This is a genomic window from Stenotrophomonas sp. YJH_SMC_110 (assembly GCF_059369255.1).
The window spans coordinates 826,818-840,944 of the sequence record NZ_JCAFSM010000001.1; the positions used below are offsets into that span (position 1 = coordinate 826,818).

Consider the following 14,127-nt stretch of genomic DNA (forward strand, 5'->3'; position numbering starts at 1 on the left):
CGGAATTACTTGAACCGGTAGCCGATGGTCACACTGTAACCACGGCCGAAGATGGTTGCGTAGTCACTGGAGTCACCCAGGAAGCTGTTCGGATCGTAGAACGGCAGGCGGTTGAACAGGTTCTTGACGGTGAAGCTCAGGTTCCACGCATCGTCCGGGCGCCAGGTGACGCTCATGTTGGCGGTCCACCACGACGGTGCACCATCGCACTTGCTCTTCTGCAGGGCCAGGTAGCCGCCGGTGCAGGTTTCCTTGTTGTTGCTCTCTTCGTCGATCTGGTCGGTGGCCCACTTGGTGCCGCCCACGTAATTGACGAACATGCTGGTGGTCACCTGCTTGTAGGTCCAGTCGGCATTGAGCGTGGCGCGCAGGCGCGGATTGTTGTAATAACCCACAACGTCGCCGTAGTACCAGCCGTTCTCCGCGTCCATGTAGAAGCGGTTGCGGTTGGCGATGGTGGCGGCCAGGCCGATGTTCAGGTTGCCCCAGTCGCCCAGCGAGAAGCGGCTGCGCGCATCGATGTCGAAGCCGTCGATCAGGGTCTTGCCGCGGTTCTTGTACTGGCCGACCACGCTGGCCACGTTGCCGGCGGAGTAGCCCGGCAGAGTGGCCGGGCAGCTCACGCCGCTGGCCGGATCGGCGCACATTGCCGCCAGCTGGGCCAGGTTGGCACGGTCACTGTCGGTGATCGGCGAGCGCGACATCGAGATGATGTCTTCCATGCGGCGATAGTCCGGCGCGACGATTTCGTTGTTGCGGTAGATGAACCAGTAGTCGGCCGACACCGACAGCCAGCTGGCCGGCTCGTAGACGAAGCCGAGGGTGGCGATCTTCGCCTTCTCCGGCTTCAGGTCCTTGTTCGGCTGGGTCATGCGCGCCACGGTGCGGCTGCAGTCGACGTTCAGCAGGGTCTTGCCGAGGTCGACGTCACCCGGCCGCTGCGACTTCAGCAGCAGGTTGGCGATGGCGTTGGTCTCGCCGCAGCGCAGTTCGTCACGGAAGCCACCGAGCTGGGCGAACACGCCGCCGTTGCCGGACTCGGCCAGGCTCGGTGCGCGGAAGCCGGTGGAATAGGTGCCGCGCAGTATCAGCTGATCGAACGCCTGGTACTTGAAGCCGATCTTCGGCGCGATGTTGGCGCTGAAGTTCGGGTACTTGTCCACGCGCACCGCCGCATCCAGCTCCAGCTTGTCGGTGATCGGCGCCACGGTCTCGGCGAACAGCGCGTAGGTGTTGCGCTTGCCGTCGAACCACGAGCCGCCCTGCTGGGTGATCAGGCCGTTGGCTGCATCGGCGTTGCCCGGGGTGTAGAAAGTTTCGCGGCTGGCGTTGAAGCCGAATGCGGCGCGCATCTCGCCGGCCGGCAGCTGGAACAGCGGGCCTTCGATCTTGCCGTCCAGGGTGTGCAGGCGGGTCCACGACTGGATGTCGAAGGTCGGGAACGCTTCACGGATCAGCGCGGCGTTGGCGTCGCTGATCTCGCCGAACTTGTACGCCGGATGGTCGGAGATGATCACCCGACCGGTACCTGGATCGATCGTGTACGGGCCGAAGGCCTTCTCGAAGCCCTTGGTGTTGACGTTGATCGTCTGGTAGGTGGTGGAGTGGGTACCCGCGCTGGCGAAGGCGGTTTCCCAGTTCCAGTCACCCCGGTTGCCACGCGCACCGGCCAGCACGCGGTAGCTCTTGTCGGTATTGCGCTGGCCGAAGTAGTTCGGACCGGCATCCTGCAGCAGGTAGTTCAGGCCGACCACCCCGCCCATCATCGCCTTCAACTGCGGACTGGCATGGTTGTATTCGTTGTTGGGGCCCAGGAACGGGTACAGGAACTGGTTGACGGTGTTGCCGGTATTGCGCGAGAACCAGCTGGTCGGGTTGCCGGTGGTGGTGCCGTAGGTGCGCGGCGTGCCACCGTTGGCGCGCAGGTCGATGTCGGTGTAGGTCGCCTCGGCGAAGATCTCGGTGCTCTCACCCACCAGGAAGGTGCCGTTGAGGTAGGCGGTGTTGCGCTCGGACTTGGCACCGGCATCGATCTCGTTGTTCATCCAGGTTTCCCAGACGCAACGCGGACCGGCCGCTTCACTGGTCAGCACGTTCCTGCAGCCCGGCGCAGCTTCCTGCACGCGGCGGCCGGTGACCGGATCGAAGGCGAAGTAAGTGCCCGGATTGAATTCACCCGGCTTGCTGCCCACGCCCAGGCGCAGGTTGTTGAGGTAGTTCGGATTGTTGACGTAGTACTGGTCGGGCCGCTTGTCGTAGAAATCGCTCAGCGGAATCGCGTCGCGACGGTACATGTTGACCGCGCCATAGATATTGAAGCGGTTCTCGGCCAGGTCACCGAAGCCGGCGGTGATGCTGGCCTGGCGCTCACCGTAGGAATCGATGCGCGAGGAGGTGTCGTTGGTGAAGCTGATCTCGGCACCCTGGAAGTTGCGCTTGGTGATCACGTTGATCACGCCGGCCACCGCGTCGGTACCGTACACGGCCGACGCGCCGTCGGTCAGCACTTCCATGCGCTCGATGGCCGCCGCCGGGATCGCATCGATGTTGACGAACTGGGTCTGGAAGCCGGCCGGCGCACCGTAGTACGACAGGCGGCGACCGTTCAGCAGCACCAGCGTGCCCTGGGCGCCGAGCCCGCGCAGGTTGGCCTGCGAGGCACCATCGGAACCGGTGAACAGCGAGCGCGCGTCCTGCTGCGCAGGGCGTGCGGCCGGCAGGTTGTCGAGCACCTGCAGCAGCGTGCGCGCACCCATGTTCTGGATGTCCTGCTTGCTGATCACCTGCACCGGCGAGGCGGTTTCAACGTCGGTGCGGCGGATGTTGGAGCCGGTGACCTCGATGCGGGCCAGGTCGGTGGCGTTGTCCTTGCTCTCCTGGGCGAAGGCAGGAGCGGCAAGCGAGAACAGCGCGCCGGCAATGGCCAGCGTCAGCGGAGCGATCGGGCGGCAGGGGGGGCGGTGGTGGCGGGCGGGCAACATCGGGGTTCTCTCCTGGCAAGGGTGCGGCGCAACTGAGTGAGCGCGTGGGCGTTCGGCGGGCAAAACGCTCCCGGGCCACGGCCATGAGGGCCGTAGTCGGGATGGGGCGGGGGAGGAGCGGTGTTACGTGGGGGTCATGGGGCGACGATGCTGGCGGAGTCGCCCTCCTGGCCGATCAGTACGGCGTTGGCCCAGTTGGCACAGACCTGGGCGGGTTGGCTGCCCTGCGCACCCAGCGTGCGCAGGCTCAGGGTGGAAAGGCCACGGATGTCCAGCTCCGGCTTGACCACGCCGGGCGCCTTCACCAGGCCGCTGTCGTACAGCAGGCGGTTGTCGCCCCATACCTGGAACTGCAGGCCGCCGGCGTTGCGGCAGGCGTCGTCGATGCCGAGGTCGGCACGCAGCAGGTGCCAGCCGCCCTGCAGGCGCAGGTCGATGCGGCTGCTGGCGCCGACGCCCAGGCCACGGCGGAACTGCAGGCCGTTCATGCGCATGCCGGCGTCGCCACGGAAGGACTGGTCGGTACGCAGCTGGCTGGCCAGCGCGGCCGGCACCGGCAGCTCGGAGAGATAGCGCTGCCGGGCCGGTCGCTCCGGTTCCTGATGTTCGAGAATGTGGAAGGTGGACAGGGCGATCGGGCCGACATCGCGCGGCTGCAGTGCATCGAACGCGCGGGCGCTGCCCTGTGCGGCGGTGACCATCGGGTCGGTGCTGCTGGCGCCGTCGCCTTCGGGGTTCTGCACGCTCAGCACGCGGAAGCGCAGCAGGCGGCCGGCGTGGGCCGGGAAGTCGATGCGCTGCACGCCTTCCTTCAACTGCAGGCGGCCACGGGCGATCGGCTCGCCCCACTCACCGTTGCTGTCGCCCAGGTAGACCTCATAGTCACGTACCTGCCCGTGCTTCCAGTTCTTGTCATTGCGTGGCGCGATGTCGATGCCATCGATCATCTTCCGCTCGCCGAAGCCGATCACCCACTCGTGGGCGCCGGTGCGCACGGCCTGGTTGCGCACGCTGCGGAACCAGGTGACCGGATCGTCGTCGAAGGCGTTCTCCAACGCATGGCCAGGCTCTTCGGCCGGGCGGTTGACCACCAGCAGGCTGTCGGCCGGCAGTTCGCGGCCCAGCACCGGTGCGGCCGGATAGGCATCATCGGTGGCTGCGGCAGCGACTGCGAAGTCCAGCTGCAGCTGCAGTGGCTGGCGGATATCCTGGGTGGCAGTGCGCACATGCACGGTGCCGCGGCGGTCCTTGGCATCGAAGTACCAGCCCTCGTTGGCGCTGTTGAAGGCGGCAGCATCGGCCAGCGCCGGCAGCGCGCGGCCACCGGCCTGCACCGCACGTGGTGCCTGCCGGCTGAGTACGCGCAGGCCGTAGCGGCGCTGCGCCAGCTGGCCGTTGTACTGGCCCTGCACGGCGTCGATCTGCACCTGCACCGGGCCACTGCCCTGCGCCGGCGCCTGCACGCGGATTACCTGCGTGCTCGACTCGCCCTGCTGATAGCGGCGCGTGTTGCCATCGTCTTCGTACAACGTGTACTGCGAGTCGCCCTGCGGGTACAGGTCGAAGGTCACTTCATCGAGCGGTTTTTCGCCATCGAACAGCATCGACGGGTACATCGGCAGGATCGCACCGGCACGCACGAACACCGGCAGCGTGGCCAGGTCCACCTGGCGGTCGAGCTGGCGGCCATCGGCGGCGGCCTGCACGCGACGGCCATCCCAGTAGTCGATCCAGCCGCCGGCCGGCAGGTGGATGTCGCGGCGCCAGCCACGGCTGGCGGCCTGGCTGCGGTACACCGGCGCCACCAGCAGGTCGCGGCCGAGCAGGAACTGGTACTTGTAGGTTTCATCCTGCGCATGCGGATCGCGCGGGTTGTCCCACATAAGGCCACGCACCGGCGGTGCACCGGTCTGCGCGGCCTCGTGCACCAGCCCATACATGTATGGCGTCAGGCGCATCTTCAACTTCAGGTAGTCGCGGTTGATGCTGCGGTAGGGCTCGTCGTACCACCACGGGTGCTTGCGCGCGTTCGACGACCAGCCGCTCATGCCCATCAGCACCGGCGTGAACGCCTTCCACTGCAGGTCGCGGGTGAAGGTCTCGGCGCTTCCGCCGAAGATCGCATCCACATCGCCGCTGGCGTAGGCCATGCCGGACAGGCCCGAACCGACCAGGGTCGGCACGTGCCAGCGGATGTAATCCCAGCTGCTGCTCTGGTCGCCGGTCCATGCCACCGCGTAGCGCTGGATGCCGGCCCAGCCCATCACCGTCCACAGGAACGGGCGCGAATCGGAATTGTCGAGGATGCCGTTGAATGCCTGGCGGTTGGCGTCCATCGCGAACTGGTAGCCCTTGCCGGTCCAGGCCACGTCCAGCTTCTGCACGCGGCTGCCGGCCTTGCCCACTTCCCACGCGATCTTGTCGACGCCGTTCTCGGTCCACAGGCCGGTGCGGAAGCCGTACTTGGCCAGGCCCTGCACGGTTTCCGGCAACTGCTTGTAGCCGCAGCCGTAGCCATCGTTGGGCAGGATCCAGCCACCGGGCATGTCGTGGGCGCGGTACTGCTTGGCCACGCTGTCGATCACATCGGGCGTGGTGCCGGTCGGGCCGTCGCTCCAGCCTTCGGGCACGGTGCCGGGCTTCCTGCTGTTGTCGCCGTCGTTGTAGCAATCGGCATCGCCGTAGGACAGCGCCCAGCGCGCGACCATGTTGGGGCGGCCGGTCAGCTGGGTGTAGCGTTCGATCAGCTTGGGCAGGTCGGCGCCCACGAAGTAGTACGCATCGAAGCGGTCTTCGCGATGCAGCAGCGTGGCCTGGTCGCTCTGGCGCAGGTCGTAGCTGCCATCGCTCCATGTATTGCGCAGCATGCCCCAGCCACGGCTGCTCAGCAGCATCGGCGCCGGGCTCGGCCGATCACCTTCTTCCCAGCCGCCGGAATAGGACACCTCCAGCTCGCGGCCCTTGAACTGGTAACGGCCGTTCTGCTGGCCACCACCGAAGTAGCCCTCATCGGCCTGCGAGGACAGCACCTGCACGCTCTGCGTGGCATCCAGGTCCAGCGGTTGCAGTTCCTGCCACAGCGCGGTGGGCTGGCCATTGTCCAGCCGTTCCAGGCGCAGGCGCAGCGGCTGCCGCTGTACATGCAGTACCAGTGCCTCGGTACGCACGCGGATTTCCTGTGCGTCTTCTTCCAGCTGCGCCTGCACGCTCGCCTTGGGCTGCGGCAGCACGATCGGCGCGGCCTTGTCGCCGGCGCCGGTCAACGTGCCGTTGCGGCCGGCCTGCACGCGGATGATGTCGGTCGCCGGCAGTTCAATGCGGATGCGCGCGCCCTTGTCGGTCTGCAGGTCCCAGCCCTGCACGCCGTCGCGGCTGGCGCTGGCGCGGACGGTACGCAGGTTGCCGACCGGCTCGGCGCGGGCCGTCATGGACGCCAGCATCAAGGCCGGCACCAGGGCCAGCATCAGCGGCGAGCGACGAACGCAGTTTTCCACGCGGACTCCCAACCCGTTCACCGGGCGTTTCGAAAGCGGTTGGGCCGACTCTAGGGCAGCGATTCGAAAGATGTCAACAAATTGAAAGGAAAAAGGAAGATATATTCCATTGAAACGAAAGTTGCTGCGCCGCAATACTTTGTGTAAGCGCTTGCAGGCGCCTGTTAAGCATTGTGCGATACGGAATTCCGTCGGTCCTTTCGTTTTTCCCGGCATCGCGGGCAAGGCAAAGCCACCCACCTTTTTTCTTTCTTTTTACTTTCGATGTTTGACATTTCGAAAGAAAACGCAGATGGTGCGCTGGCCCAACTGGAACCTCCGAATGGACGTCACCCTGCTTTCCGATGTGTCCGCCTGGCAGCGCCTTGGCGGAGCCGATACCGCTACCGAAATCGCCCAGCAGCCTGCGCTGTGGGAAGCCCTGGCACAGGACCTGTCGCGTGCCCGCGACCGCCTGCAGGCCTTCCTCGGCGACAGCCTCAACGATCCCAACCAGCGCGTGCTGTTCACCGGCGCCGGCAGCTCCGGCTTCATCGCCGAAATGGTGGCCGACGCGATCAACGCGCAATGGCCCGCCGAGGTGCGCGTGGTGCACACCACCAGCCTGCTGACCCACCCGGCGCTGTACCTGCAGCGCGACCGTCCGACCCTGCTGGTCTCGTTCGGCCGCAGTGGCTCCAGCCCGGAGAGCGTGGCGGCGGTGGACCGCGTGCGCAGCGACGTGGATGACGCGCGCTTCCTCGACATCACCTGCAACGCCGATGGCGAGCTGGCCCGCCGTGGCGCCGGCCGTGCCGACACCTGCACCCTGCTGATGCCGTCGGCCAGCTGCGACCGCGCCTTCGCCATGACCAGCAGCCTGACCTGCATGCTGCTGGCCGCGCTGACCGTGTTCGATCGTTCGCCGTGGGATGCGCGCGTGACGCGCCTGAAGCAGATCGCCGCACTGGCCCGCGAAGGCCTGGCGCAGTGGGATGCACCGGTGGCGACACTGGCGCAGCGCCCGTTCAACCGCATCATCTACCTCGGCAGCGGCCCGCTGGAAGCACTGGCACGCGAGTGCGCGCTGAAGGTGCTGGAGCTCACCGCTGGCCGCGTGCTGGCGCTGGCCAACACACCCCTGGGCTTCCGTCATGGCCCGAAGTCGACGCTGGATGGCAACACCCTGGTGGTGGTGCTGCGCAGCGTGCAGCCGCTGGCGCGCCGCTACGAACAGGACCTGCTGGAAGAACTGCGCCGCGACGGCGTGGCCGGCCAGGTGCTGGCGATCGGTCCGCATTCGGACATCGGCGCCGACGACGAATACACCCTCACCGTGCCGGCACTGGACGATCCGTGGCTGGCACCGGTGTGGCTGGGCTTTGCGCAGCTGTTCGCACTACAGCGCTCGGCCGCGCTGGGCCTGACCCCGGACAACCCGTTCCCGGACGGCACCGTCAACCGCGTCGTCAAGGGCGTCACCATCCACCATGGCTGAGCTGATCGCCCACGCCTGCTACGGCATCGACATCGGCGGCACCAAGATCGAGCTGGTGGCGTGCGATGTGGCGATGCAGGTTACCTGGCGCCGCCGCGTGGCCACCCCACAGGGTGACTACGACGGTTTCCTGCAGGCAGTCGTGGCGCTGGTCGCCGAGGCCGATGCCGCACTGGGCCGCAGTGATGCGGCGATCGGCATCGCCCTGCCCGGCGTGCGCGACCGCCGCAGCGGCCGCCAGCTCAGCGCGAACGTGCCTGCGTTGACCGGCCACAGCGTGGCCGCGGACCTGCAGGCGCGGCTGCAACGCCCGCTGCATTTCGGCAACGACCTGCAGTGTTTTGCCCTGTCTGAAGCACACGGCGGTGCCGCCGACGGCTACCCCAGCATGTTCGGCGCCATCCTCGGCACCGGTGCTGGCGGTGGTTTCTGCGTGCAGGGCCGCCTGCTGACCGGTTTCAACGGGCTGGCCGGCGAATGGGGCCACTGGAGCGTGCCCGGTCATCTGCTGCAGCGCCACGGCCTGCCGCTGATCGACTGCGCCTGCGGCCTGCAGGGCTGCGTGGAGCGTTATGTGTCCGGCAGTGGCGTGGCGATGATCGAGCGCCACCTTGGTGGCAGCGCCGCCGACGCCAGCGCGGTGATCGCCCTGGCCGAAGCCGGTGATGCCCGCGCGCGCAAGGCGCTGGACATCCATCGCGACCTGCTCGGCCACAGCCTGGCCGCGCTGGTGCTGGCGCTGGACCCGCACGTGATCGTGCTCGGCGGCGGCCTTTCGCAGTACGCGCCGCTGTACCAGCACCTGCCCGCCGCCATCGCCGCCCACCTGTTCAAGGGTGTGCAGGTGCCACCGATCGTGCCGCCACGCTTCGGCGATGCCGGTGGCGCACGTGGTGCCGCCCTGCTCGCCTGCCAACCCTCGTTTTCCTGATGTCCGGAGCCTGACCATGTCCCCGTTGCAGACCCTGCTTGCTTCCCACCGCGCCGGTGCCAATGTCGGCCTGTACAGCGTCTGCTGCAGCAACGAGCAGGTGCTGCGCGCGGCCATGCACGTGGCACAGGCACATGGCACCGTGCTGCTGGTCGAGGCCACCTCCAACCAGGTCGACCAGTTCGGCGGCTACACCGGCATGACCCCGCCGCAGTACCGCGATTACGTCGGCACCCTGGCCGATGAGGAAGGCTTCCCACGCGAACGGCTGATCCTGGGCGGCGACCATCTCGGCCCGAATGCCTGGCAGAAGCGCCCGGCGGCCGAAGCGATGACCCACGCGCGCGTGCTGATCGAAGCCTACGTCGCCGCCGGTTTCCACAAGATCCACCTCGACTGCAGCATGTCCTGCGCCGATGACCCGGTGCCGCTGCCCGATGCCATCGTCGCTGCGCGTTCGGCCGAGCTTGCCGAGATCGCCGAACGCACCGCCGCCGAACACGGCCTGCCGCCGCCGGTCTACGTGATCGGTACCGAGGTGCCGATTCCCGGCGGCGAAGCCTCGCTGGCCGAAGGCCTGCAGGTGACCACGCCGGCTGCCGCCGCGCAGACCCTGGCCATCCACCAGCAGGCGTTCGACACGCCACAGCTGCGCGATGCGTGGCAGCGCGTGATCGCGATGGTGGTGCAGCCGGGCGTGGACTTCGACCACAGCAGCGTGCATGAGTACAACCCGGACGCCGCCCATGCGCTGGCCGACTTCCTCGAGCGGCAGCCGCGCATCGTGTTCGAAGCGCATTCCACCGACTACCAGCGCGAAAGCGGCCTGCATGCGCTGGTACGCGACCACTTCGCCATCCTCAAGGTCGGCCCGGCGGCCACCTTCGCCTACCGCGAGGCGCTGTTCGCGCTGGCCGCGATCGAGGCCGAACTGCTGCCGGCCGCACAGTGCTCGCACCTGCCGCAGGTGCTGGACGAGGTGATGGTGGCGCAGCCGAAGTACTGGCAGTCCTACTACCAGGGCGATGCCGCCGCGCTGCGCCTGCTGCGCCGTTATTCCTTCAGCGACCGCTGCCGCTACTACTGGGGCGAGCCGGCGCTGGTACAGGCGGTGCAGACCCTGTTCGCCAACCTGGAGCAGCATGCGCCGCCGCTGGTGCTGCTCAGCCAGTACCTGCCGGAGCAGTACCGCGCCGTGCGCGAAGGCAGCCTGGCCAACACCCCCACCGCGCTGGTGCAGCACCGCATCGGCCTGTGCCTGGGTGAGTACGCCCGTGCCTGCAGCGCCAACCAGGCCGGACCCCGCACGCAGAACGCAGGTTCGGCTGCCGGCGTTCCTGCGAACGGCTAATCTCTACCTTTTCCCGCAAAACCGAGAATGGCCATGCGCAACACCCGCTCCCGCCGGCAACAGATCCTGCAGCTGCTGATCGAGCACGGCTCGGTGCAGGTGGCCGATCTGGTCGAGCGCTTCGGCGTGTCGGCGGTGACGATCCGTGCCGACCTGACCCACTTCGAATCGCAGGGCCTGGCCAACCGCACCCACGGCGGCGCGACCCTGGTGCGCACGCCGCCGCAGGAACAGGACATCCATGAGAAGGACGCGCTGAACCTGCCACTGAAGGAATCGATCGGTGCGCGCGCTGCGCGCCTGGTGCAGCCGGGCGACAACATCATCATCGATTCCGGCTCGACCACGATGACGCTGGCCCGCCACCTGCGCGCGCATCGCGACGTGACGGTGATGACCAACGGCCTGAACATCGCCTGGGAACTGGCCAATGCCGCGGGCATCACCGTGCTGCTGACCGGTGGCCTGCTGCGCCAGCAGTCGCTGTCGCTGCAGGGCAGCCAGGCCGAAGCCAGCCTCAACTCGTACAGCTTCGACACCCTGTTCCTGGGCGTGGACGGCCTGGACCTGCAGTTCGGCCTGACTACTCACGACGAGGCCGAAGCCCGCCTCAACCACCGCATGGTCGAGCGTGCGCGCCGCATCGTGGTGCTGACCGATGCCTCCAAGTTCGGCCGCGTCAGCCTGCACCGCATCGCCCTGCTGGACCAGATCCACGCCATCATCACCGACGCCGGCATCGACGATGCAACCCGCGAAGGGCTGCAGCGGCTGGGCATCGAAGTGATCATCGCCGAGCCCACCGCATGACCGAGACCCGCACCCTGCATGGCCGCATCCTCACCCCGCTGGGCTGGCGGCGGGGGCACGTCCACTTCGATTCACGCGTGCGCCGGCTGCAGGTGGACGACCACAGCGGCGCCGACGACCTGCAGCTGCCGGTGATCCTGCCCGGCTTCGTCGACCTGCATGTGCATGGCGCGGCCGGCGTGGACCTGATGCAGGGCGGCGACGTGGCACGCACCATCGCCCGCACCCATCTGCGCTTCGGCACCACCACGCTGCTGGCGACCACCATGACCGCCGGGCTGGACGAGATCGAGCACGCGCTGCACGGCGTCGCTGCGGCAATGGCGGCGCCTGATACCGACGCCGCCAGCATCGTCGGCGTGCATCTGGAAGGACCGTTCATCAGCCCGCAGCGGCTGGGCGCACAGCCCAATCGCACGATCGAGGCGACGGTGGCACTGGTGCAGCAGCTGCACGCGCTGGCGCCGATCCGGGTGATGACGCTGGCGCCGGAGATCGGCGAGCACACCGCGTTGATACCCGCGCTTTCGGCGATGGGCATCCGCGTGCAGCTGGGCCACAGCGCCGGCACCTACGAGGAGGGCGTGGCGGCGCTGCAGGCCGGTGCCTCCGGTTTCACCCATCTGTTCAACGGCATGACCGGCGTTGACCACTATCGCCCGGGCATTGCGGCGGCGGCGCTGGCGCATGCGCAGTACGCCGAGATCATCCCCGACCTGCAGCACATCCACCCCGGCGTTATCCGGCTGGCCGCGCGCGCGATCCCGCGCCTGTACGCGGTGACCGACGCGACTGCCGCCACCGGCATGCCCGACGGCGAGTACGCGCTGGGCGAGCAGCGCGTGCACAAGTGCGGCGGCTGCGTGCGCCTGGCGACGGGTTCGCTGGCCGGCAGCGCACTGACCATGGACCAGGCGCTGCGCAACCTGGTGCGCGTCGGCCTGGACCTGGCCGACGCCTCGCAGCGGGTTTCCACCTTCCCGGCCGACTATCTGGGCCTGGGCGATCGCGGCCGCATCGCGCCCGACGCCCGCGCCGACCTGGTGGTGCTGGACGCCGAACTGCGCCTGCAGCAGGTGGTCATTGGTGGGCGCGTGGTCGATCTGACCTGACGCAAGCGATGCGGCCCGGATGCCGCGCGGGCTCCCTGTAGAGCCGAGCCATGCTCGGCTCACCGCGCGAAGCGCGGCATGGGGAACCTCGATATCGGAACGGAAAGCAGCCGAGCATGGCTCGGCTCTACAGAATGCACTCTGCGACGAACCGCCGCCGGGCCTGGCCCGGCGCTACCACAGGAACTGCCGATGACTGCAAGCACCGCCCCGCGCTGGCCCGTACGCTACCTGCTCTTCATCGGCGGCCTCGGCGGCCTGCTGTACGGCATCGACATCGGCATCATCGCCGGTGCCCTGCCCTACCTGGAGGCAACGGCCAGCCACGCCTGGCAGCTCAGCAGCCAGCAACTCGGCTTCGTGGTGGCGGCGGTACTGCTGGGCAGCGTGCTGTCCTCGCTGTTCGCCGGCATGGTCGCCGACCTGATCGGTCGCCGCGGTGCGATGCTGCTGGCCGGCCTGCTGTTCACCGCGTCGATTCCGATCATGGCGCTGGCCTCCGGCTACACGCCGCTGCTGCTCGGGCGGCTGCTGCAGGGCATCAGTGGCGGCCTGATCGGCGTAGTGATCCCGCTGTACCTGGCCGAAGTGCTCAGCCCCGAGCGGCGTGGGCGCGGTGCGGCGATGTTCCAGCTGCTGCTGACCATCGGCCTGGTGTTGGCGGCACTGATCGGGCTGTACCACGCACATGCGGTGGATGCCGCCGCCGAAGCCGTGCGCTCGCTGCCGCTGGCGCAGCAGGCGCAGGAACTGTTCACGGTGAAGGACCAGGCCTGGCGCACCATCTTCTGGAGCTGCCTGGCGCCAGGCCTGCTGTTCTGTGCCGGCATCTTCTGGCTGTCCGAATCGCCGCGCTGGCTGGTGCGCCGCGGCCGCGTCGATGATGCCCGCCGCAGCCTGCAGCGGGTGTTGCCTGCTGCCGACGTGGAACCCACCCTTGCACAGATCCAGGCGCCGGAATCGAGCAGCAGCGACGGCAAGCGCGACCCACTGCTCAGCCGCCGCTACGTGGTGCCGTTCGTGCTGGCCTGCGTGGTGCTGGCCTGCACCCAGGCCACCGGCATCAATTCGGTGCTGGCGTACGCGGTGAACATCCTCAATCAGGCCGGCCTGTCCGGCTCGGTGGCCAACGGTGCCGACGTGGCGATCAAGCTGCTCAACGCGGTGATGACCGTGGTCGCGCTGCTGCTGGTCGACCGCAAGGGCCGCAAGTTCCTGCTGATGCTCGGCAGCGGCGGCATCTGCGTGGCCCTGCTGGCTGCCGCCACGCTGTTCTTCCAGGCCGAGCGTGGCCGCGCCGACGTGCAGCCGCAACTGCAGGCGGCGGTCAGCGGCGACGGCCTGCGGCTGGTGCTTGACGACGCACAGTGGCAGCGCCTGGGCGGTGGCATAAACAGCGAAGGCCGGCCGATGCAGCTGACCGTGTCGTACGCCTACGGTGACTTCACCAATGTGCGCGCCCTGCGCAGCGACAGCCTGACCGACCGCGAGCTGCGCATCGAGCGTGCCGGGACCGTGCAGCCGGACAGTGTGATCGGCGCGTTCTTCCGCAAGCTGCATCTGAACCCGTTCGCCGACCCGGCCAAGGCCGCACAGGCACCGCTGCGCATCGAGCAGGCCCGCATCGGCCCGGTGCCGCCGCTGGCGCATGGCTGGGCGGTAGCCGCCTGCATCCTGGTATTCGTCGCGTTCTTCGCGGTCGGCCCCGGCGTCTGCGTGTGGCTGGCACTGTCGGAACTGATGCCCAATCGCATCCGCTCCAACGGCATGAGCATCGCCCTGCTGATCAACCAGTTCGTGTCGACCACCATCGCGGCGATCTTCCTGCCCACGGTGGGCCACTACGGCTACGCCAGCATGTTCCTGTTCTGGGCGGCGTGCACGTTCGTGTTCTTCCTGGTAGCCGCGTTCTGGCTGCCGGAGACCAAGGGCAAGTCACTGGAGGAGATCGAGGCACGGTTCGCACGGTAG

General features: G+C 67.9%; 8 protein-coding genes. 6 read left to right on the forward strand and 2 right to left on the reverse strand.

Annotation, left to right across the window (positions count from 1 at the left end):
* Window positions 1-5: 5 nt before the first annotated feature.
* Both AC5P6H_RS03730 and AC5P6H_RS03735 read right to left on the reverse strand, forming a co-directional pair.
* Complete coding sequence (locus AC5P6H_RS03730) at window positions 6-2,981, reverse strand: TonB-dependent receptor domain-containing protein (RefSeq protein WP_495202320.1); 2,976 nt, start codon at window positions 2,979-2,981, stop codon at window positions 6-8.
* A gap of 134 nt (window positions 2,982-3,115) precedes the next feature.
* Window positions 3,116-6,475, reverse strand: a complete 3,360-nt coding sequence (locus AC5P6H_RS03735) for a TIM-barrel domain-containing protein (protein ID WP_288496582.1) — start codon at window positions 6,473-6,475, stop codon at window positions 3,116-3,118.
* 322 nt (window positions 6,476-6,797) lie between these two features.
* Between AC5P6H_RS03735 and AC5P6H_RS03740 the strand changes: the two genes are divergently transcribed.
* The 6 genes from AC5P6H_RS03740 to AC5P6H_RS03765 all read left to right on the forward strand — a co-directional run bounded on the left by AC5P6H_RS03740 (window position 6,798) and on the right by AC5P6H_RS03765 (window position 14,127).
* Window positions 6,798-7,952 carry an SIS domain-containing protein gene (locus tag AC5P6H_RS03740; protein ID WP_049405400.1) on the forward strand — a complete coding sequence of 385 codons (1,155 nt, stop codon included), beginning with the start codon at window positions 6,798-6,800 and terminating at the stop codon, window positions 7,950-7,952.
* Window positions 7,945-8,883 (forward strand): ROK family protein, encoded by a 939-nt coding sequence (locus AC5P6H_RS03745; RefSeq protein WP_046433033.1) that lies wholly within the window; start codon window positions 7,945-7,947, stop codon window positions 8,881-8,883. Before AC5P6H_RS03740 ends, AC5P6H_RS03745 begins: the two co-directional genes overlap by 8 nt.
* 16 nt (window positions 8,884-8,899) lie before the next feature.
* Complete coding sequence (locus tag AC5P6H_RS03750) at window positions 8,900-10,234, forward strand: D-tagatose-bisphosphate aldolase, class II, non-catalytic subunit (protein WP_014648754.1); 1,335 nt, start codon at window positions 8,900-8,902, stop codon at window positions 10,232-10,234.
* A gap of 33 nt (window positions 10,235-10,267) precedes the next feature.
* Window positions 10,268-11,044: a DeoR family transcriptional regulator gene (locus AC5P6H_RS03755; RefSeq protein ID WP_014038836.1), complete on the forward strand. Its 777-nt coding sequence runs from the start codon at window positions 10,268-10,270 to the stop codon at window positions 11,042-11,044.
* Window positions 11,041-12,156: an N-acetylglucosamine-6-phosphate deacetylase gene (gene nagA / locus AC5P6H_RS03760; RefSeq protein WP_288496580.1), complete on the forward strand. Its 1,116-nt coding sequence runs from the start codon at window positions 11,041-11,043 to the stop codon at window positions 12,154-12,156. Before AC5P6H_RS03755 ends, nagA begins: the two co-directional genes overlap by 4 nt.
* A gap of 192 nt (window positions 12,157-12,348) precedes the next feature.
* Window positions 12,349-14,127, forward strand: coding sequence for an MFS transporter (locus AC5P6H_RS03765; RefSeq protein WP_495202321.1), 1,779 nt, complete (start codon window positions 12,349-12,351; stop codon window positions 14,125-14,127).

Coding starts and splice junctions, on each gene's coding strand:
- AC5P6H_RS03765 (WP_495202321.1), top strand. CDS start 12,349: ATGACTGCAAGCACCGCCCCGCGCTGGCCCGTACGCTACCTGCTCTTC.
- nagA (WP_288496580.1), top strand. CDS start 11,041: ATGACCGAGACCCGCACCCTGCATGGCCGCATCCTCACCCCGCTGGGC.
- AC5P6H_RS03755 (WP_014038836.1), top strand. CDS start 10,268: ATGCGCAACACCCGCTCCCGCCGGCAACAGATCCTGCAGCTGCTGATC.
- AC5P6H_RS03740 (WP_049405400.1), top strand. CDS start 6,798: ATGGACGTCACCCTGCTTTCCGATGTGTCCGCCTGGCAGCGCCTTGGC.
- AC5P6H_RS03750 (WP_014648754.1), top strand. CDS start 8,900: ATGTCCCCGTTGCAGACCCTGCTTGCTTCCCACCGCGCCGGTGCCAAT.
- AC5P6H_RS03730 (WP_495202320.1), bottom strand. CDS start 2,981: ATGTTGCCCGCCCGCCACCACCGCCCCCCCTGCCGCCCGATCGCTCCG.
- AC5P6H_RS03745 (WP_046433033.1), top strand. CDS start 7,945: ATGGCTGAGCTGATCGCCCACGCCTGCTACGGCATCGACATCGGCGGC.